The 21,729-nt window shown below is 48.7% G+C and carries 13 protein-coding genes; 8 read left to right on the top strand and 5 right to left on the bottom strand.

Going from position 1 to position 21,729, the window contains the following annotated elements:
• Nucleotides 1-61 precede the first annotated feature (61 nt).
• A complete protein-coding gene (locus EHO60_RS01255) occupies nucleotides 62-1,549 on the top strand; it encodes a discoidin domain-containing protein (protein ID WP_135766341.1) in 1,488 nt (495 codons plus the stop codon).
• A gap of 5 nt (nucleotides 1,550-1,554) precedes the next feature.
• The gene (lsa20, locus tag EHO60_RS01250) at nucleotides 1,555-2,142 is read left to right on the top strand and encodes an LIC11469 family lipoprotein adhesin Lsa20 (RefSeq protein WP_425460257.1); all 588 of its coding nucleotides are present in this window, start codon (nucleotides 1,555-1,557) and stop codon (nucleotides 2,140-2,142) included.
• Between the two features lie 4 nt (nucleotides 2,143-2,146).
• On the opposite strand, the gene EHO60_RS01245 is transcribed toward lsa20, so the two are convergent.
• The 5 genes from EHO60_RS01245 to EHO60_RS01225 form a co-directional block, all read right to left on the bottom strand.
• A complete protein-coding gene (locus EHO60_RS01245; RefSeq protein WP_135766340.1) occupies nucleotides 2,147-2,737 on the bottom strand; it encodes an MORN repeat-containing protein in 591 nt (196 codons plus the stop codon).
• A 42-nt stretch (nucleotides 2,738-2,779) separates the two neighbouring features.
• Nucleotides 2,780-4,501, bottom strand: coding sequence for a glycosyl hydrolase family 67 (locus EHO60_RS01240; protein ID WP_135766339.1), 1,722 nt, complete (start codon nucleotides 4,499-4,501; stop codon nucleotides 2,780-2,782).
• Nucleotides 4,502-4,506: 5 nt separating this feature from the next.
• Nucleotides 4,507-5,373, bottom strand: coding sequence for a DMT family transporter (locus EHO60_RS01235; RefSeq protein ID WP_135766338.1), 867 nt, complete (start codon nucleotides 5,371-5,373; stop codon nucleotides 4,507-4,509).
• A gap of 103 nt (nucleotides 5,374-5,476) precedes the next feature.
• On the bottom strand, nucleotides 5,477-6,550 hold the full coding sequence (locus EHO60_RS01230) for a fatty acid desaturase (protein WP_135766337.1): 1,074 nt from the start codon (nucleotides 6,548-6,550) through the stop codon (nucleotides 5,477-5,479).
• A gap of 96 nt (nucleotides 6,551-6,646) precedes the next feature.
• Entirely contained in the window at nucleotides 6,647-7,771 is a 1,125-nt protein-coding gene (locus tag EHO60_RS01225; RefSeq protein WP_246028084.1) for a helix-turn-helix domain-containing protein, read from the bottom strand.
• A gap of 422 nt (nucleotides 7,772-8,193) precedes the next feature.
• On the opposite strand from EHO60_RS01225, the gene EHO60_RS01220 reads away from it, so the two are divergent.
• The 6 genes from EHO60_RS01220 to EHO60_RS01195 all read left to right on the top strand — a co-directional run bounded on the left by EHO60_RS01220 (nucleotide 8,194) and on the right by EHO60_RS01195 (nucleotide 21,708).
• Complete coding sequence (locus tag EHO60_RS01220; RefSeq protein ID WP_135766335.1) at nucleotides 8,194-11,760, top strand: hypothetical protein; 3,567 nt, start codon at nucleotides 8,194-8,196, stop codon at nucleotides 11,758-11,760.
• A gap of 10 nt (nucleotides 11,761-11,770) precedes the next feature.
• Nucleotides 11,771-15,526: an Ig-like domain-containing domain gene (locus EHO60_RS01215; RefSeq protein ID WP_135766334.1), complete on the top strand. Its 3,756-nt coding sequence runs from the start codon at nucleotides 11,771-11,773 to the stop codon at nucleotides 15,524-15,526.
• Between the two features lie 291 nt (nucleotides 15,527-15,817).
• A complete protein-coding gene (locus EHO60_RS01210; protein WP_135766333.1) occupies nucleotides 15,818-17,422 on the top strand; it encodes an AfsR/SARP family transcriptional regulator in 1,605 nt (534 codons plus the stop codon).
• A 150-nt stretch (nucleotides 17,423-17,572) separates the two neighbouring features.
• A complete protein-coding gene (locus tag EHO60_RS01205; RefSeq protein ID WP_135766332.1) occupies nucleotides 17,573-18,574 on the top strand; it encodes a hypothetical protein in 1,002 nt (333 codons plus the stop codon).
• A gap of 42 nt (nucleotides 18,575-18,616) precedes the next feature.
• Nucleotides 18,617-19,639, top strand: coding sequence for a putative solute-binding protein (locus EHO60_RS01200; RefSeq protein WP_425460256.1), 1,023 nt, complete (start codon nucleotides 18,617-18,619; stop codon nucleotides 19,637-19,639).
• A gap of 98 nt (nucleotides 19,640-19,737) precedes the next feature.
• Nucleotides 19,738-21,708, top strand: coding sequence for a TRAP transporter large permease subunit (locus EHO60_RS01195; protein WP_135766330.1), 1,971 nt, complete (start codon nucleotides 19,738-19,740; stop codon nucleotides 21,706-21,708).
• Nucleotides 21,709-21,729 lie beyond the last annotated feature (21 nt).

Genomic DNA, 21,729 nt, shown 5'->3' with positions numbered 1-21,729 from the left:
GGATTTGCAAATTCGTTCGGGAAAAATATGATTTCGCAATGAAAGACGGAGGTGGTTCCGGATGAGATGGAAGTTTCCGGCCTTGTTGCCCTTTTTGCTAATTTGTGTCTTCTGCGGGAAGAAATTGCCTGTGTCCATGATCACGGCCACTTCCATGGAAAGCGGCCTTCCGTTCGATATTTTGGAGGGAAAGAAATGGCGACCGGAAAAAGGGGCGAATTTCGTCAAACTCCACGTTTATCCCGACGAGGCCTTTCTTTTGTCGAAAATCGAAATCGAATCCTGCGGCGAATCGTTTACGGATCCTATCACCGCCTATATTAACTTTGACGAATATAATCAGGATTTGGCGCCTAAGGGATCTTCTGCGATCGTGGAATTTCCTTCCCCAAAAAACGCGAGATCCGTCACTTTCAACTTCCACAAGAACGCGAACCTCTGCGTGGATAAAGTCTCTTTCTACGACGAAAAAGGGAATAAGATGAAATGGAAGGGACCGAAAATAGTGGAGGCTTCCGTCAAGGCCTCCGAAACGGCTAAGCCCGTTTTGTCCTACGACGTTATGAATTTGTTCGATTCCAGGTACGAGTATGCCTGGGCGTCGGATAAGAAAGGCGCCGGGGTCGTTTTGGATTTCGAATTCAAGGAAAAGCAAAAAATCAAATCCTTGAAGATCTGGAACGGTTACCAACGATCCGATAGCCATTGCCAAACCAACGGTAGACTGAAAACGGCTACCTTAACCGGAGACGACGGAAGCACGAACAAGATAGAAGTGCAGGATGTGATGGGGCCTCAGACCATTTCCCTATCCAAACCCTTCGAAGGAAAGAAACTTAGGCTCACCGTCGATTCCATTTACGGGGGAAAAACCTATAAGGGATTGATCATCAGCGAATTGAGATTTTCCGACGGAGAGGAATGGATCCTTCCGAATCCGATAGAACAGGTGCGTAAGATCGCGAAGGAAAACGCCATCCAATTCGCCGCGGCGAATATTACGAACGTATTGAATTGGAGTTATGTAGGAGGCGAGTATTCGGGAGAAATTCCGGTGGGCGCTTCCGTAGCGGAAGAGACGAAGGCTACGAATTCCAATCCTCCTCCGGCTGAGAACGAGAATGCGGGCGAGGAGGTTTCCCAACTGTATTTGGAATCCTCCAACTGGACCCTCCGCCTGAGATCCGACGGGAGTATGTTTTTGGAAGGAAACACTACCGACACCGGATGGGGAAACAGAATGGCCAAAAGTTTCTTCGCATTGGGAAATTATGAAATTAAGGAAGCGACTCCGGAAGGTTTGAAACTCAGGATTTTCGGCCTGGTCCGCCAAAAAACCTCCAGAGAACAGGAGCAGGAGGAATATTTCGGAGGAGATTGCAACGGTTGCGGTCGGGATTGCAATATGGGAAATTCGGATCCGGATGACACCGAAAAAATTTTCCAGGAAACGATTCGCATCCGGAAATTCGGTGATAAGATCTACGTCCAAAACGAAAATCCGGACAAAGTATTCCATTTTAAACTTCTGGAATTGGGACAGGAATAAATTCCTTGGACAAATTCGGTCAGCTTCTAGCGCTTTTGGTATCCGCCGCGATTCTTATGGATTGCGGTAAGGAGGAAAAGAAAGAATCCTTCTCCTTGAATCTCGCAGGGAAAAAAGGAGTGGTTCCCGTTCATATCCTCTGGAACTCCCGCGGTTTCCCGGGAAAGATTCGGTTGCATGAGCTTGCCGCAGGGCGCCCCGTATCTCTCTGGGAAACCGAAACGGTTTCCTCTTTGGAAAAAGCCCCGGTCTCCGGAGAAATCGAGGGTTCGACTCTTTTGCTCAGCGCCGGAGAACTAAGACGTTTCGCACTGGTGTACAAGAACGAAACCGGAGAAGATCTTTTCTTCTTTGCCGCTCCGCATTCCGTGACTCCTCCAGAGTTCGGATTCGGTTTCAAGTTCAAATGCCTTTGCGTAAATCACCTGTTCAAAGTGGAAGCCGGAAAAGTCTGGTACAGGATCGTAGAATTCCGGACCATGCCGAATTGGGCCAGCGGAGAGTTCGAGGTATCTCATACCTTGGTAAGAGTGGATCCGACCCAGGCGAAGGAATGGGAAACGCAGAAATCGAGATCTACTTCGGAGGACTAGAGAGCTATTCTTTCGGGCAGAATAATGTTTTGGATTGGATGGAGCATTCCTCCGATTCCGTTCCGTCCGAGCGAGTGAATTTTCCAGGCCCGGAGTTATTGTCGTCGGTGAAATCCACATCGAGTACGCTTCCATCGGAAAAAGTGAGTTTGGATTTTCCTTTCAGCGCTCCGCCGGAAAAATTCCCTTCCAGTACGGTTCCGTTTGCGAACACATACGTCCCGAATCCGTCCTTTTTGTCTTCCGCGAATTCTCCTTCGTAATGGTCTCCGTTTTTATAAGCGAATTTTCCGTGACCGTCACGGAGGCTGTTTCGAAACGTTCCGATATACTTGTCCCCGTTGGAATATACGTACGTTCCGGAGCCGTTTTCACAATCTCCTTGCTCGCATTTTCCGTCTTCTATCGTTTGCGCGGAGAGATCCAGATCCGCGGACCGGGAAGAGGTTGTTTCCGTGGATGTTCCGGCGGAACTCTGTTCGGAGTTGTTTTTCGGTCCGTCTTCTTTGCTCTGCGTGCTCGAACAATCGATGAGAATCGAACAAAAAGAAATTCCGAAAATGAGAGGGAGAAGGCGGAGCCGGAAAGAGAGCATGGGGAAAGACTGGCCGGTTTTCGCGAGTCCGTCAATCCGATTTCACCTTAATAGTTCCCGAACCGGCATCGCTTGTTGGTTCAAAAAACTGGGCAATCTGCGCCGGATCCTGAGGTAGACCAAATAATATAGGAATCGCAAGGCAGGATGATACAGGATTCTGTCCAGAATCCTGTATCGACTTCGGCCCCTTACGAACAAACGCAGCAGGAATTTTTGAAACGTGCCTGGGAGATTTTTGCGGGGAAGAATATGGAATCGGTACGTATCAGGATATCTTTCATGATAATCTTTCGCCTTTTCCAACGCTTCTTCGAGTAAAGTCTCTTCCCGGGAGAGGTCGCGGTTGTAGAGAAGTTTTCTGCAGAGCAGTAGCAGATAAAACGTCTCCTTTTGGAATTCGTGATTGTAAGGAAGGTCCAATTTTTCCGCCAAACGATTCATTTCGTCCAGTAATGGAAAGGCGGATTCTCCCGAGCGGATGGATAGATTCGGATTTCCGGAAAGTGCGGAATATAGGAATCGGAACGGATCGGAGACGGTCACCCTGTCCCAAGTGACGTGCAATAAAGGAGGGAGACGGACCCTATGAAGATAATAGGTTTTACCCGCGAATTCGGGGTCGTAGAGTAGGTCCTCTATCACTCGATCGCTTAATTTCAAGAATCTGTAAAATTCTTCCTGTCTTGCTCCTTGGTAGAATTTGGAGACGCATTTTTCTACGGACCAATCTTTCGTAAAAAGCTTCAGGGAGACGAAGGCATTCAGCTCGTTCCAAAAGGAGGAATTTTTCAGGAAGGTGAAATTGCGGAAGGAGGACCAGCCGCCCGTTTGGGTCCAAACGCTTAGGCCCACGAGGTTCTTGGCGTGTCGTAGTTGGGTGCGATAGCGTTCGTACAGCCATCCGACAAAGGACGGATATTCTCCGAATCCTTCGTACTCTCTTCTGGCCTGCAACTCCAGTAATTTGGGGCGATCGTCCTGCAGGAAAAGAGGGTTCAACCTAAGGTAACGGAAAAAATCGCCTTCTCCGTATTTCATGGAAATCACCAAGGAATCGCTGCGGATATTTCGGAAAACCTTCCGATACGTTTCCGGATTCCAGATCAGGTCTCCCACTTCGTAGGCTCCTAAGGTCCAGGTCCGGAAAATCATTAATTTATTATGTTTTTCGAATATTGGAACGGATCTTCTTAGGAAATAGTTCGTTTGTTCCGGAGTTTTGAGAAGTAATTTGCTTTTAAAATCCGCCCGAACGTCGACTCCGTCGGATTCTCCTATTCTCAGAACGATTCCGTCCACTTCGGGAAAATCGTTAAAGAAACCGTCCAGTCCGATCAGAAAGAGATCGATGCAAGCATCCAAATCCCCCTTGGTTCTCTCGGTCATCGTAGGATGAAAGGAAAGGAAATCCGCAGTAAGAAAAATTCTCAACTTTTGCGCGCGAGCTATCTTGAATAATTTCTTATATTTTTTTCGATACGATCTGATCTTAGCGTTCAATTCTTCGGGAAAGAAAGGGTGAGGGACGAGATAACACAATTCATCCACGGTGACGGAATTGAATCCTATCTCCGCGATTCTTTTCGTATATTTGCCGAAGGATTCGCGGACCCTTCGGTGTTTCTTCTTGGAAGGAATCGCGTTCTTCTTTTTTTCCAGCGCGGAGAGAGGGGCTTTGGACCAATTGACGGAGCCTTCCGCATGCTCCAGAAAGAAAGGAGCCGAAGTGTCTGCGATCGTGAGAAAGAATTGCTTGGACATGACTTTTATTCGGATCGTTGCCTGTATCTAAGGGACTCGACGAGTGCAGCGGTCAGAATCAAGGCTCCGCCTAAGAATTCCTCCCTTCTCGGAAATTCTCCGAGGATCAACCAAGCGAGTAACGCGGAGTAAACCGGTTGTACCGTGGAAAGAAGGCCCGCAGTTTTGACTTTCATTTTGAATACCGCCTTTACGTACATGGTATGGCCTAGGGCGGTAAAAAAGGTTCCGAGTAGAAACACGGATGCCCATTCTTTTCCGGTACGGAAGACGGATTCTTGCGTTAAGACGGGGGAAAGAAGAATACAAGTAGCGAGACTTTGGTGGAACATCACTTGGGAAGAGCCGTGGCTGGAAAGATATTTCTTTGTCAAAAGATTTCGGAGCGCCAGAGTTAAGGCGGATAAGAGTCCGATTCCGACTCCGAGTAGATATTCGTTTCCTAGTTCGAATTTCGGCACCAGGATCCACATTCCGAAACAGACTAAGCCCGCCATGGCCAAATCGGCGATTTTGATTTTCACCGGAAAATAGATCGGCTCCAGAAAAACGGTCCAGATCGGATGGGTAAATAGGGTCAGCACCGCCACGGCGACTGTGGAAATCTGAGCCGATGCAAAGAACGTGACCCAATGTACGGCGAGAAGGATTCCCAGAGCGAAAGAAATCGAATTCTCCTTCGGGGAGGAAAAGAAAAGAGGCCTTTTTCTGAGATACAATAGGCTTCCGAGAAGCAGGCTGGAAAACAAGGTCCTTCCCCAAGTGATCATAGAGGGGGAATAGGGAAGAATGTGTGCGAACAGGACGTTGCCGCTGATGATGATCTGCGAGAATTGGAATTCTAAGTAGGTCCGGAGCCGGCTCTCTTCCATGGAAGTTCGCCCAACTTATCTCAGGGAGGGAAAAAGAAAAGGAAATCCCCGATTCGAATTTCCTTTTTCAAATTGATGTAACAATCCGCCGGAAAACGGGGTTTTAGGATGCCAATCGGGCGACTCCGACTCCTTCCGTTTTTTCCAGACGATTTGCCCGAAAGATGCTTCCGAAATCGTTGAATCGGATTCCGTACCTTTTCATGGCCGGATGGACGAAAGGCGCCACCGCCTGCCGCAAATAAAAGGGTTGGTTCACCACGAAATGATGGATGCCGTGTGTGCTTCCGAAATTGAAGCAGAAAAGGTGAAGTGGAAGAAGCAGCCAGGAGTTCAGAACCTGGGTTTGGTCGTACAAACCCTTTACGTCTCCGTAATAATGCATGTTGGAAGAAACGATCTGGATGCTCGTCTGGCGGATCCAATTCGGGATCGTATAGACGACCGCGGAGGCGTTCAAAAAGGAACGTACCGTATCCAACCAATCTGGCACGGAAATCGGTTTTCCGAGAAAATCGTTGAGAAAGTAAAATCCGTTCAGGAAGAGAAATCCGTACCAGAGATGATAAAAGACGACGAGGTACGGCCAACTAGAACGCACGATTTCGCTTCTTTTGAACTTGGGAGCTTCTTTTCTCAACCGACGTGCTTGGAATAGGAAAGACAGATTTCCGTCCATCATCGTTAAAAAGCGTTTCCCTCCGAATCTCATTCCGTTTCCGATCAGTCTTTCTTCTATGTCTTCCTTGTGACCGGAGACCTTATGGTGTAAGGTATGGATCATTCTTCTGTACCAAGGACTAACCGTGTTTCCTCGGAAGATCCATACCACCCAGAATAGGAAATTCTGTTTGGAGAGATCGTCCTTATAGTAGAGGTTGTGGATGAGGTCGTGTTCTATCTCGTGAAGTAAGGAGGCGAAGATCGCGTTGGCGATCACGCAGGCCCAGGCAGGAACGATTCCGGCGAGATACAAACCCGCGAAGAGAATCATACCGAACGCGGAGCCTAAAGTGATGGCGGCTCCGATTTCATTCTGGTGTTTTAAGAATCCGAATTTTTTCCGGAGCTGCCTATCCCGGAAGCGGATCCATTTCATGATTTTTTTGCTTTTTTCCCGGTCGGAAAGTGCCGAAGCGGGCTTGGTCGAAACCGGACGGATTGCAATCGTTGTCATCGGTGTTCTCCTGTTTTTTCGTCGGGTAGAGGATACTCCGTTTTAGAATCCCAGTCGTCCGAAATGATCGAATGAGCCGGGGGTTTCGGTCTCAAACTATAAATTCGCACCCTTCTCGTTCCGGAATTCGGATGGGGTTTTATTCGTATGTTTCTGAAAGGCTCTGTGGAAGGAGGATTTCGTGCGGAAACCCACTTCGAAGGCGATGTCCAGGACCGACCGTTCCGGTTGGGATTTTAATAATTCGCAAGCCTCCCGGATCCGGTAATCGTTCACAAAAGCGGCGAAGTTCCTGCCTAGCTCCTGGTTTAGAAGTTCCGAAATCTGGTGAGTCGAAAGTGCAAGTTCGTCCGCGAGATCCGCTAGGCTCAGCTCTTCGTCCCGGTAGAGTTTTTCTTTTTCCATCAGGTTTTTCAGACTCTCTTTCAGCGCTTCCCGGTCCAGTTCCAGGAGCAAGGAACGGGCGTATTTTTGCCGGGTTGCCTGCGCTACTTCCTGTAGAGTTCGGAAAAATTCGGGACGCTTGTGTCCGATCAAATAGGCAAGGCAAAGGCTGGCTCCCATCATCGAAGCGTTGGACAAAAGGAACACGGGTTCTCTGGTCCAAAGATAGACGGCTCCTAAGGCAAGGTTGATCAAGGTGGCCGATACGAGAAAAAGTAGGATTCTCGCCGTCCATTCCTGGCTTAGGACTTCCGCTCGGAAGAGGTCCAAACTTTCGGACAGGATTGCAAAGACATAGCCGGAGAGTAGGAATAACGGAAAGAATAGAATTATTTCTTCTTTTCGGATCCCGGGAGAGGAGAGGAAATTTCCGATCGATTCCGAAACCGTCTTTTCCGGTAAGAAGAAGCTGCCAAGGTAGAGGAGCCAAAAAAGCAGGGGAACAGCCAGGTGCTTTTTGTCTAGGCCGAAACTTCCGAAGGCATCCGTTTCCTTTTCTGTCGCAAATCTTTGGATTCCGTACAATACCGGACCCACGGATCCTAGGGCGGGAAGGTACATTGCACTGAGATGAGGATAGGCCTGAAATCCCCCGGAAAGAAAGAGAAGGGAACAGGATTGGAATACACAGAGTAGGGCGAATAATACGGCCAAAAGTCGGTTGAGCGCGGTTTTTCTCTCGAGAACGATTTGGCCGACGCACATCAATGCACCCAAATAGGCGCCGAATTGGAGGATTCCCCAAAGGAGGGAGGTGAAAAATACAAGATGAGTCATGTTTTCACCGGAAAAAGGCATTCGAGGAATCTGAGTCTTGGTCTTTGCTCTGTCAAGAAAATCCCCCCCCCTCCAGGAGAAGCGCAGGAGCTGTTTGCCTCCTTGGTTAAGGGGCCAATTTGTCTGGTTTTTCTTAGATAACATACGTTTTTGGTCGCGTAATTGAAGGGTCCGGTCTGCTGATTTTTGGTTTTCCAAAAACGGCGAGTCTCAAAAGATATTTTGGGACCTGAGCCAAGAAATCTCATTTTTTTATAACAATCGGTATGTAATAAATCGGGTTTTTCTGCCCGGGAAATTTTCCTTGGAAACCTTCTCTTTTTTTTCTCCGCCAGTGGAAATATAAGAGTGATATAAGAGGATGCTATGTAGCGTTCGTTATGCTGTCCCGGAAGCTCCAAAAAGCGAAAGGGAAGCGGAAGATGATTGGAAAGCGGTTTTGGATTTATACTACACTTTTCCTCTCCTTGGCCTGTAAGTCCAAAGAGGGGACAATAGACAATCCCTCCAGTTTTTTCGACAACCTCCAAAACAACGGAGGGCTGAAGCTGTTCAATCTTTTGGACAATTATCCTTCTTTGAAGGCAGGCTTCCAAAGTCTCCAACCGATTCCCTTCAACGATCGTCTGGAAGGTTCCATGACGATTCCCTACCGGGACGATATCGTAGGATTTCTCCGTTCCTCCAGCGACATGCTTCTCAAACCGGAAGCGCATGTGAGGCAATCCCTCTTGAAAGTCCATGATCTTCTGGACCGGATCCAGAACGCTCCGAACCAGGCATTCGACACTTTGCAACCTTGGTTGGAGAACCTGAGAACGTATCCCAAGCCGGTGCTCAGAAGCCTGGCTCCGCTTAGCCAGAATGCGTTATCTTTCATGTACGCCACCTACTCGAAAAGCGACATGCAGACCAAATTCCAGGAACTCGCCGCAGTATTACGGGATCCGGAAATCAGGATCCTGTTCGTAGAGTTGGAGGATGTGCTGGACAAGGCTTTGAACCAAAATCCTACCGCTAAGGGCGCCTTACAGGGTTTACTCGAGGGAATGGTGGATCCGTCTCTCATCGCCGATCGGGTGATGAAACAGAAGCTCATTCAGATCATCTCTTCCGTAGGCGAATCCTTTCAACAGAGGGCAGGGTTCAGCGATTTTAAATCCTCGGACACGGTTCTGAAGGAGCTGATCATAAATTTACAGAAATTTTATACTGCTCAAGGTTCCGTGTACTCCGATCCCACTCTTACGGATTATACCGATCCGGTATATCCTTCCGAATTTTCGATCGTTCTGACGGAGGCGTTTCGTTTCCTAAAACCGATGCTGTCCAGGGGAGGAACCTTCACTTCCGATCCGAATGCCGTCCTCTCTTTGAAGTTGGCGCAAAATTTGGCCAACTTCGACTTTTCCAGGAACATCAGCGGAGTGGATTTCTCCCTGAAAGAACTGATCCGTATGGACGCTCAAGGGAAGGACAGAGTAAACGATACGAGCAGTAGTCCAGTAACAGCTCTGGAATCCTTGATGTTCCTACTGACTCTCTCGGATAAATTCGGTTATCGTTGGGAGAATCCCGCGGACACTACGATGATGAGACTGGAGCCGAACGGTTCCGCTAACGGTGGACCGATGACGGGAGGGGTTCTAACGGTCGGGGACAGCATTTATTCTCTAGGTTCCACCATGACGGGTAATATAGGAATCAAGTCCTTTATGAACCAGAGCTCCGTGGACGGTGCGGTTTTCAGAAACGGAGACGCTTCTCATCCGACCGCCTTTTCCATCTCCATCAATACTCCCACATTGACGCTATTGGAAGCTCCCGATCCAAGTATCGTTCCTTCTGCGACCGATCCCGTTTATACCAAGACGATCCCTTTTATCATGAAACTGGTGCGCAAAGTCTTATTGTCGGGCGGCGGGCCGTATTACAACAAGAACAGGACGGATTCTTCCGGTGCGATTTATACGATAGACGGAAACATGTACAAGGACTCCAACGGAGTGGATCTCATCTACAAATCCAGCTGGAACACTTCCGAATACAGAATCAAGGTTTCTGACACTGCTAGCGGTACTTGCAGTGGGACGGGACTCTGTCGTTGGGTGGGTCCGGGGGGAAGGGAGACTTCCGCTAGTTCTTCCGACAATTCCTTCGCTCCTGTTTCTTCGGGAGCGAACGCGTCCGGAGCCAAAGGGTGGAGCATCCCCGTTTGGGAAATCAATAAGGACGATCAAACGCAGAGAGCCGTGAATTCGGACGAAGAAGCGATTTATAAGAATTTCCAGTGGCTCTTACACGAAAAGAGGATGGTGGCCGTCATTCCTTTGCGCGCTTCTCTAGGAGTCGGAGTTCCTTACAAGATGGCGGCATTCGTGACTTTGATCGGGAATGGTCTGACCGGACTCATGGGAGCCGTTCCTATCCTACAGGACGGTCCGAATTGCACGGACAAAATCAATGCGATCTGGAGAGTAAAGCAGACGTATCTGAAACCCGGATGTGCCAGTTCCACCCAACCGAATTTTCGCCAGCCTGGGATTCCCGTTCTCCAAGCGAACTACTCGGACGTTCCCGGAGACAGCATGTTTTATCTGGAAGCTTGGGACTACGGTACCACAGGATCCGGTCCACTGACGTTTAACAGTCTGGGTGATACGAGCGTTTATAGTATCTTTTATCCTCCGACTTCCTCGTACGGAGTCATTCCGGAATCGATTGCAGCCAATTTCGGAGTGATGGAAAGGCTTTCCTTTTTGACTTCGAATCGGGTATTGGCATCTCCTGCCGATTCCACCTACGGAGTTTCCGTGGACAGCGCTTGGGATAGCAGAAATCGGTTGCTTCCTCTCATCGTCGCTTTGGCTCAAACTCTGGACGACCAAGCGGATGCGACTCACAATCCGTTTCAAATCCTGACCGGATTGAGCGGAAGTTTGACCCGTCCTCTTTTGGGAAGAATTACGGACCCGGAAACCGGTTCCGGTAGTCGTCAGATCGACGTAGTAAAAATTATGAATTCGGACTCCAGCATCCGGAGCAATTCCGCCGGTCCGAGCGAATACGTGTTCCGGTATCTGGATCCGGTCACCCAAAAGCCGATCCGGTCCCCTCTTTCTCTCCTAGCGGAAAACGAAAGGAGGTACCAGGACGGACTCTTGAATCTGATGTCCCGGACCGAGCTTCTCTCCACCTTCGTGACTATGTTGGCCGAAATGGGAACCCCCGCAAGGGCGACGGGCGCCGCTTTGACCTTTTCCTCTTTGGCCGATTTCCTAGGAGAAATCAAGGTCACTAGCGATTCCCCCACTGCAATTCAGTACAACCTACAGACCTACTTGGAATCTGTGCGAGATCTGTTGGCAGGTTATCCTACGACTCGATCCACGAACGTGTATGACACGAGCTGGGACCATGTAGGAGCTTGGGCGGTGCGCCTCCGGGATTATTTCTCCACGGAATCCGTATATAGTCTCGTTCCGATGATCGATTTTTCCTTGGATATGGTGATCGACAACGTGCCTAGCAATGCTCAAATCGCGGGAATTCTGAACCTCCTGGGTTCCTTGTTCAGAAACTCCGACGGAAACCAGGATTATCTAATCACAAATTTGATCAGCGGAGATTCCGCGGACCTGCTGGACATTTCTTCCCCCAACGGAAGGAGCGTCGTAGGAGTACTACTCGGAATCGTAAAAACCGGAGAATTCTATTCCTATCTGGAATCGGATATGAGCACCCCGTATCCTCTGAAAGCAGTCTTTACCGATCTGAAGCGGTTGATCGTTTCGGATATGATTCAGACCCCCAACCAGGATTCCAGTTCCTTGCTTTATACGGTAGGGGTTTTGACCGGAATCTTCGCGGATATGGCTGCGGGCGGAAGGAAGGAGATGCCTGGAGGCTTTACGTTCTACGATAGATTCAACCAAGACGAAAATTCGGACACGTATTGGAACCGACTGACTTTGATCTTTTCACGGTGAGGAAGGAAGTATGAAGACCAACGGAATCAAACGCAATCTTTTCAAAAAAACGGAAAAAGGATCAGACAAAGAGATGGAAACCGGGGAAAAAAACACTTTGAGATCGGCGGGTATTCCGGGGAAGGCAGTTTGGATCGTCCTGATCCTGCTTTTGGGTTCCTTTTCGGGAGCCTGTAAATCCAAGAACGGAAGCGGATTAGATCTCTCCGATATTTTCGATTTGGGCTTTTTTTCCTTCGGCCGCGGCTCCGGAGCAAACCCGAATCTGCAACCGGCCTATAACAGCGTAGATAACGATGTAGCTCAGTTGCCTGTGGATTTCGGTGCGGCGAATCCCCAAGCCGTACTGTTCATCAATTCCCTAGACAATGTGGATCGTTATAAGGAATTGGAAATCCGTTTTTCCCATCCGATGAATAAGACGCTGACGCAGGCGAATTTTTCCATCGTCGGAAGCAAGGGGCCTATGCTGGGGCCGAATCCCGGCGGGGAATTTTATTGGATGAGTAGTCAAAAGCTACGTTTCAATTCGTATCGGGAATTCCGTCCCGCGGAAGTCTACACTCTCACCATCACTTCATCGGCTTTGACCATATCCGGAACGGCTTTGCAACAATATTCGGTGCAATTCCGCACGGCCGTGGATTATAGCATGACGAATACGATCACCCAAGGAAGCCAATATGTCCTGAACGGAAATAACGATATGTCCTTTGACCAGTCGGCTCCTCTGCAATTGGCTTCCAATTTTCAAAGCCCGGTGGTGGCGAACAATTATATCCAGACCATCAACCTGAAAAAAGTAGGCTCTTCGAATTCCCAATCCGTCTGTTCCGCACCGCCGTGTTCCATGAGCAGTCCGATCACTCTGAACTTGAGTAATTCTCCCCTTCCTCCCACGATCGGAGGAAATACGTATTATTACGAGATCACGACTACGAACGGGAAACGATTCCAAAAATATTTCAGCTTCAATTTCGGTCGTTTGGAGAACGCGGATAATATTCTTCCTTACGTCGCGAACGGCGTTATGGACGAGGCACAGATGCTGCCTTTTTTGGGGAAAGCGATCCAGAAGTTCACGACCGGAGCGTTTAAGGTTCTGGATTCCGGCGGAGTTCCTAGAACTTTCCAGGAATTCCTATTGGGTCTTCCGGATTATCCCAAAAGGAAATTCTACGAAAACGGGCAGTGGACGATCGGAGAAGCTTGTATGAAACCCGACGGACAAATGTCCGGAAACGCGAACCTCTCCGCTTTTCAGAATTATTCTTATATCTCCGTATTCGGTTCGAAACCGGGAGGGGAAGGAAGAGGATATTGCTGGGTCCGTCCTGCGGAGTGCGGTCCTACCGATAACGGAGGGCCGAACGATTATGGGGCTCCTTATCATCCGAACTCCAGCTGGAATTGGAACGACTATAACGCTTGTAAGGCGGGAGACACCGCCAAGTGCCAGGCAATCACTCATTGGAACGATCCCGCTTGGAGCTATTGTCATTATCCTACCGACGTGAAACAGTACGACGGATATACTTCCACAGTATTCTCTCCTTACGGTAGACCGAAAGGAAATATCGGTACTATGTGCAACGATACTGTGGACATCAATAACGCAGTCAGTTGGATCGCATGTCTCAAGACGTTCGGCGACGTAAGCGCGATCGCTCCGGGGCCTTTTTCCAAATATAGCGCTACGCTGAACATCACGAACCAAGGAATCTCTAACGGAAACGCCGCAGTGAATATGGACGTTTATGTTACGGATATGAGACTTCCTCAATTCGTTCGTTGCGGTTCCAATAATTCCACATACGGCTGTTCCGCGGGAGTAGGGACCCAACTTGGAAACGTAGCCGCCGATTTGAAAGTGAATCCGGGAGCGGGTTCCGTGGCTCCCGGCCTCGGTTTGGATTTAAAATCCAGATATGTGGAAGTGGACCTTCTGGTCGTTTCCCGTTTCGAAGATTGGTTCGGAACTTTCATGGGTCCGGGAGCACAATTGATATTTACGACCACAGCCAAATTGAATTGGGATCCTGCCGTGGAAGGGGTGTTGAACGGAACCGGATACGATTGGCAGAACGTCCAACTTTCCAAGCCTAGGTTGGCTACGGCTCGCGCAAGAAACGTAATCAGTGTGGGAACGGACGGATTGATCACGATGAACGTGCGCACTCCGTTTACGATCAACGATTCTTATTTTCCCGACAATCCAAGCGCGTCCGACATCGTTTCCAATCTGAATAATTTCTTTATTCTACCTTGGTCGAACCCGAACCATCTTTCTCTGGCCGGTCTATATCCCGGAGAGGATACTTCCGATTTCATGTGGACTTCTCCCATGACGTATTTAGGAGGAAGCGAACAGTTCGGCACGGTGATCGCCGCCATCGTAGGTAGCCAATCCATCCAAGACATGGCGGGAACGACTGTGCCTTTGGTAAAACAGATCATCACCCAATATATGTTGAAGGACATCGTGACCCGGATCGCGCCGAACGTACTCAATTCGGTGATCGCGGATCTCCGGGACACGGGAGTCACCATCTCCTTGCCGGATTATCTTCCCGCTCCTCTGGGTGGATTTCCTTTAACGGTCAGGTTTAAGTTAAATACGGACGCGATCATCAAGGACGACGGCACGAACAAAGGGTTGGTTTCCTCTCTGGACTTCGCTTTTACGAGCGGTTATACCCCTGCCGCTGGTCTACGTATGCAGTCGGGCAAGACGGGAATGGTATCCACTCGGAATTGGAACGCGGGAAATCCTCCTCCTTCCGGGTATCAATTCACCCAGTCTTCGGGCAATCCCGGATTCCTGATTTCCATGCATACGGATACCATCTCTCAGGCGGCATATCACCTTTGGAAGAGAAGAGGTCTGGACATCACATTGAATCAGCAATTCATCAACGGGATGAATTCCTTCGCGGGATCGGATCCTCTCTTTGCTTTGACCACTTCCTTTCTTAAGGCTTCTCCTTTAGTAACGATTTTGGTTCCGGGTAGGAATAAACTGCAAGGCTTGAATTCCTCGAACCAATTGGCGCCTCCGGTCAAATCTTACGACGATATAGATATGGTGCTTTCTCCCATCCATGCGCCGAACGTAAGTTTCAAGCCAATGACTTCGTCGGGAGTCCCTAAGATGAGACTTTTCTTTACGGAAATGCAGTTGCAGATCATTGCCAAGAAACCGGCGTCCTGCACCGGACTTTCCGGAGACGATTTGACGGACTGTTCCGCGGATACGCGACCCAACGGGACGCAGCAGGCTCTCGGAACCGTGAGAATCAGTTTTGCCGCGGACGCAGATTTCCGTTTCAAAACATTCTCGAATCCTACCGGAAATCCTAATTTAGCGAATTTGAATGCGCTCCAGGTTATATTGGATCCCGTGAACAACTTGAATTATGCGGTAGAAGTTCTGGAGGGAGCGACGTACGATCCTTTCGGGCTGGATCCGGAAGGAATCAAAGCGGTCATTTCCCCGTTGGTAACCACCTTGATCGTCCCCATGGTGAACAGTATCATGAAGGAAATCCCCATGCCTTCTACGATTACCTTCCCGAAATTGAGAAACCCTGCGTCGACCTCGTCTCCTCTGAACCTTTCCACCGCATGTGCAATCAGCGCGACTAGCGATAAGGTTCAGTTCTTTACGTTGAGCACTCCTCAGACGGGCGATCCGTACTTGTTAGGAGGGATGAGATTCGTGGGACAAGCGGTTTCGGACCCTGCTTCTTTGATCGTATGTCCCTAGAGTAGAGTGGCGGGCCATCTCTCGCGCTTATTGTGAACGTTAATTATAAAAAAACCGGAACTTTTTCTTCCGGTTTTTTTATTGGTTCGGTCGTTTTAGAATTGTTTGTTCGGAATCGAAAACTATTCCTTCTATTCCTGTTCCTTTTGTGTTTTAGATTCGGATGAATGTATTATTGCTATAGCGAATAGCGATAGGAATTGTAAATTGTGAGCATTTATTCACAAAATTTATCTCCTTCTAAGAAATGGGTTGCAGGAATCCTTGTGAGATAGAAAAGGAAAGTCGATCATGACATATTACCAACTCTCCTGCTATTTGGTCGTTACGGTTCTAGTTTATAGAACCTTTCACCATTTGGTTCTTTTTCTTCGGAACCGAAAGCAGGTTTATTTGCTCCACTTCGCATTTTTGCAGATTTCCTACGGAGCATACCTTTTCTTTTTTATACAGACCATCAATGCGGAAAGCGCTCAAAAAGCGTTGGTCTGGGAGAGATTGGAAAATACCGCGGTCCCTTTTTTCGGCACCGCTCTCGTGCTTTTTGTGAATAGCTACCGGAGGATTTTCAGCCGGGATTTCACCTATCTCTATATCTTTTTGAATCTTCTACTTTCCGGGATATTGGTTACGGATCCGAATGCATATACGATGGAGCTGTCTCATCCTAGAAGTTTTCCTTCTCTAGGCATCGTCATTTACGAAACCAAGCAACCGATCCTGGTCCAATATCTGTATCTTTCGGGAATGTTAATGATTTTCTGGACCCTGTTCAAAGTCATGAACCAATTCCGGAAAAACCATTTTAAGAATCCGTTTCTTCTCTTCGGTCTTTTTCTATTCTGCTCTTCCGTCATTATGGACATTCTGGTTTCTACGGACGTCCTTCCGCTACCGTACACCTCTCATTTCAGTTTTCTCATCCTGATGTTTTCCGTGGACAGCTTCTTGACGGTGAATAAATCCGAGCGGGAAGTGCGTTTGGAATTCAAGGAATCGATCTCGAGATGGTTAAAATACCCGTCCACCGAGTCTCCGACATCCGGTCCGAAATCCCCGCAGGATAGGAGCGGGGAGGTTGCCCGATCGGATTTTCCGGCGGATAAGGTACCGACCCGAAAGAAAGAATCCAATTCCCAAATCCTGAAAATCAAGGCCATGGGGCCTTTGGAACTGGAATTGGACGGGAAGAAAATCCCTCCCTCCGAATATTCCAGCAAAAAGAAACTTCTGAAACTCATTAAGCTCCTCGTGGTTCGTTACGGAAAAGGAATCCATAAGGAGGAATTGCTGGAGAACCTGTGGCCCGGAATGTCGGAAAAAAATGCCCTGAATAGTCTACACGCGTTATTGTTCCGATTGCGTAAGATTCTAGGAAATCCGGAAGCCTTAGTTTTTGCGGAGGATAGACTGTATTTCCATCCAGACCTGGTGATCGTGGATTTTTCGGAATTCGAACGGGAATTGGAGCAGGCCAATCGTCTGCTGAGAAATAAGAAAGAAGGAGAGGCTCTTGTCGGATTCAGAAATGCCCAGGAGCACTACAGAGGGGACTTTTTCGAATTCGATCTGTATTTTCCCGAATCCGATGTGAAGAGGGATTACTTAAGAAAAAGCCTGATTGAAACATACCGAATCCTTTGCGAATCGTCCCAAAAGAGTGGGAATGCGGAAGAACTGTTTCTGGATTCCGAAAGTTGGATTCGGCTAGATGATTTGGATGAAAGGGCCTGGAGATTCCACTTCGAGGCTCTGCAATTATTGGACCGGAAGAACGAAGCCCTCAGAAAATTCGAGGATCTGAAAAAGATCCTAAAAAAGGAGCTAGGGGTGGAACCGGAGCAGGATACGGTTGCGTTGGTCGAAAAGATTCGAACCGCAAACTCGGTTGCTTAAAAAGCGAACAATTTGGATTCTTCTCGCACCTGGTCGCGAATTTAGAATAAAACAATCATTAGAAAAAAAATAGTTGGACGGAACTTCCTCCTTTCCATAGGTTTTCCAGAGTTCCCCTATCTCTATTTGGAAAGCACATCCGATTTCGACATGAAGAAACTCACTCTTTTTTTTGTAACGATTGTTACAATAAACATTTTTAACTGCTCCATCGTGTATCGCGTTACCGGGCGGACTCTGAATTCTTATGCTGCCGACAACCTTGTCCCGTATCTTTTGGCCTCGGATGATATCGATTCCGTTTGTACGGGAGGCACCGCTTTAGGGCCTCTCATCGCCTCCTTTGAGAGAGTGGGTACTTCCGTGGAATTGCCCGTTATGGTCGCGCAAATGGGGGCAGGAATCTGCGCGGAACGTAAAGCCCAGGAGGCGGAACTTTCTTATTTAGCTGCGGTAAAAAAAGGAAAAGGGGAAGAAGCCTCCGATTTTCAAGCGATCCAGATCCGCCAACACGGACTTGCGGCAAAAAGATATGGAGATTCCTACAATCGCTTTTTGCAATATTTCGGGGAATGGAAGGGCAAATGCCCTTCTATGAACGATGAGGAAGAATTCTATTTTATGGTCGGCCTGGCTTCCGGACTGCTCGCGATCCTGCACGACCGTGCGGCGCAAGGATACGCCGGCATTACCACGGAAATCCCTTCCGTGGTTTCGCAAGCTTCCAAATGCCTGGAACCTAAGAAATGGTGGGGTACACCCTTGGCCTTCGAGGCGGTGGTTTGGCTTTCGGTTCCCGGAGCTACTCCGGAAGGAAAGGACGCGTTCAAGCAATTGGAAGAGGCGGTTCGAATCGGCGACCAAGCGGGAGTCAGACTTTCCCGCGCTTTCCAGCTCCAAGGTGTGGCCGGAAGAGGAAATCTGGAATTGATGAAAAAGTTGATCCAAGAACACGCGAAATCTCTCGAGCAGTCTCCGCCTAAAAAGGAATTCCGTTTGCTGGAGACGTTCGCCGAGAGTCTGTCCCGTCACGAGTCGGATAAAATTTGGGTGAAAGAAACCGGACATAGGGGGCCGATTCATTTCGGTCCATTCCCGGGCGGGAAACGTAAGAACGCGAAAGAAGACGACGATTTATTAAAGGACTTATAGACTTTCGGGATTCGAAGCGGGATTCCGAAAGAGTAGGAGAAAATGAAAATGAAAAAACTGATATTACTTGCGGCGATTTTGTCCGCATTCGGAAGTCCGATCGGACTGCGAAATGCGGACGCGGCGGAGGCAGTGGATCGCACGATGTGCGTCTTCGATCCTTCCGGCGCTCATGGGGATGTGTACAAATCCGCGCAGAGATACCAAGCACAGGCTCTCACTTGGGGGATCCGTCTGGATCTCAAAGCTTATACCGACGAGGTGGTCGCTAATAGCGATTTTAAAGCGGGCAAATGCCATATGGCATTCCTAACTTCCTTAAGGGTTCGAGGATATGTTCCTCAATCCGGATCCATCGAAGCGATCGGAGCCCTTCCTAGTTACGATCTTTTGCATAGAACGATAGAAGTTTTGGCCAATCCGAAAGCACGCAAGTTGAACGTGGACGGAGACTACGAAACCATGGCTATGTTTCCGGGCGGGGCAGTGTATCTTTTGCTGAGAGATAAAAATCTAAAAGACATCAAAGATTTGGCAGGCAAAAAGATCGCAACTTTGACCTACGACCAGGCCGCCACTACGATGGTGGATATCGTCGGCGCCTCCATGGTCCCGGCGGAGATCGCTACTTTTGCAGGTATTTTCAATAACGGAAGAGCGGATGCTTGTTATTCTCCCGCGATCGGGATCAAGCCTTTGGAACTTATGAAGGGAATTTCTCCGAACGGAGGTATCGTCCGTTTTCCCATCGGTCAATTGACCTTCCAGATCGTGGCACGGCACAAGGATTTTCCGGAGAATTTCGGAAACACTTCCAGAAGCTGGGCGTCCTCCCAATTCGATTCTATGCTCGCTTTGACCAAGAGAGCAGAGCAAGAGATTCCGGCAAAATTCTGGTTGGAAGTTCCCAAGGAATTGGCCAAAAGTTATTTCGAAAAATTCAGGGAAGTCCGGATCAAGCTTCGCGATAAGAAAGTATATCACCCGGCAATCTTAAAGCTGATGAAGGGAGTTCGTTGCAAGACGGACCCGAGCGCGACGGAATGTTCCGATAATTTGGAATAAACCGATTTCCATTCCATAAAAATAAAATAAAATTCGGTCGCGGAAAATCCTTTTTCCGCGACTATCAGTCGACCGCAAATCCCGAGGATAGAGTTCATATGTGGAGAAAGATCGTTTCCTGGTCCGTATTGTTTTTCCTTTTCGTACCTTTGATCCAAAGCGGGGCCCAGCTCGTACAAGCTAGGCTCCTAGGTCTGGGTGGAAGTATTTGGCCGGAATATGCGATGATCCGGAATGTCTGCATGGCGGGTCTCGCTACGGCGGGCGACCAGAGAGCGGAGGTAAGCGAATCGGACTCCGAGCTTTTGGAAGAACTGGACATGGGATCGGCCGTTAAGCCGAGTTCCTCCGCCGGACCTACGGAAACCCAGTTAGAATTGGCCAAGCTGGCTGCGAATCTGACCTGGACCCAAGCGACGTACTGCGGTATTGAAAGACGCCTTTCTTGGATTACGATCTTTGCTACGGATTATATTCCGATGACGATGGTCGTGCTTCTTCTGGTTGCAGGAACCGTTTCCACTACGAGACGATATCATATCGCTCTGCGAAACCCCGAGAATTTTAGGGAAGAATTCGTAACCGAACTCAGCCAGATCGCGGCGAATCTGATCGTTCTCGTCTCCGCAGCTTACATGCTTCCCCTCCAAAAAGGAGTCGAGGCGCAGATCCAAGTACTTTGGATCTCCGGTTTGGCCTTTTTATCCTTTTTGAACCTGTACAATCTCCGTCATCCGGTGTTCGCTCCTGGAAAGGAAGCAGTAGAAAAGAAGGGAAACCTTGCGCATATCCTTCTTTGTATTCCTCTTTACTGTTGGATGGCTTTCGTTTGCGGTCTGTACTTTTTCGTTTTGGAACACCACCCGGCAGGTTTGGCGATCTATCTGCAAAAGTTAACGGCTCATGCGACTCTTTACATCCAGATCGGATTGTACGTATGGACGGGAATTCTCCTCCGGGATACTTCTCTAGGACATAGATTTTTCGATCTTCTGAATCCTTGGAAACTTCCTTCGGAATTAATGGCTGTCATCATCGTAGTGGTCGCGGCACTTCCTACGGCCTACAGTGGAGCGTCCGGAATCGTAGTGCTAGCGTTAGGCGCCACGATTTTTACGGAGTTGAGAAGGGCGGGCGCCACACAGGAAAGGGCTCTTGCGGCGACAGCCATGTCCGGAAGTCTCGGAGTGGTTTTACCTCCTTGCCTACTTGTAGTCATCGTCGCGTCTTTAAATCTAGACGTAACTACGGACGAACTGTTCCATTGGGGTTGGAGGGTGTTTGCAGTTTCTTCCACCCTATTCCTGTTAGTGAGTTGGTTTACGAGAAAGGAGTCCTGGAAAATACGTCCGGCGACCGATGCGTGGCAACAAACCTGGAAAGCGTTTAAGCCTTTCAGCATCTATATGCTGGTTTCCGTTTCCATCGTTCTCATCATCGTTTTGGGATTGGGTACTCATTTCGACGAACATACCGCGCCTTACATTCTACCTCTCGCGATGCTTGCGCTGTTGTCCATAGATTATAAGCTATCCAAATCTTCGCATCCTATCACCGAGCCTGCGAGAGAGGCGGTAAAACTTTCCAGAACTTCATACGATGCGGGATCCCACCTCGGCGCTCTTTTGTTACTCATGGGTCTTTCCGCCTGTATGGGGGGAGTGTTCGAACGATCCGAGGTCATCAATCTATTTCCCACGCAATTAGGTTCTCCGATTTCCGCGATGGTGGTGCTTACGATCGCTTTGGTGATTATCGGAATGCTGATGGATCCGTACGGAGCGGTGATTCTGGTTTCCGTTACTCTCTATCCGATCGCGAAGGCCAACGGAATTCATCCTTTGAATTTCTGGATGACGGCGCTCGTTTCCTTCGAATTGGGATACCTCACTCCTCCCGTGGCTTTAAACCACTTACTTACGAAACACGTCGTCCGGGAACTTTTAGTAAAGGATACGACTTTGGAGGGAAAAGGATTTCTCGGAAGGCACGAACATATCGTTATCCCGATCGTAGTACTTTTCCTCACGTTACTCGTAACCGCTTTTGGACCGATCCTTTTCGGTTGAAAGCGTCACCGTAAAAAAAGA

The organism is Leptospira fletcheri, from assembly GCF_004769195.1.
In the GTDB taxonomy this organism is placed as follows: domain Bacteria; phylum Spirochaetota; class Leptospiria; order Leptospirales; family Leptospiraceae; genus Leptospira_B; species Leptospira_B fletcheri.
Note: the sequence above shows the minus strand (reverse complement) of the source record. Positions and strands in the feature narration are given on the sequence as shown.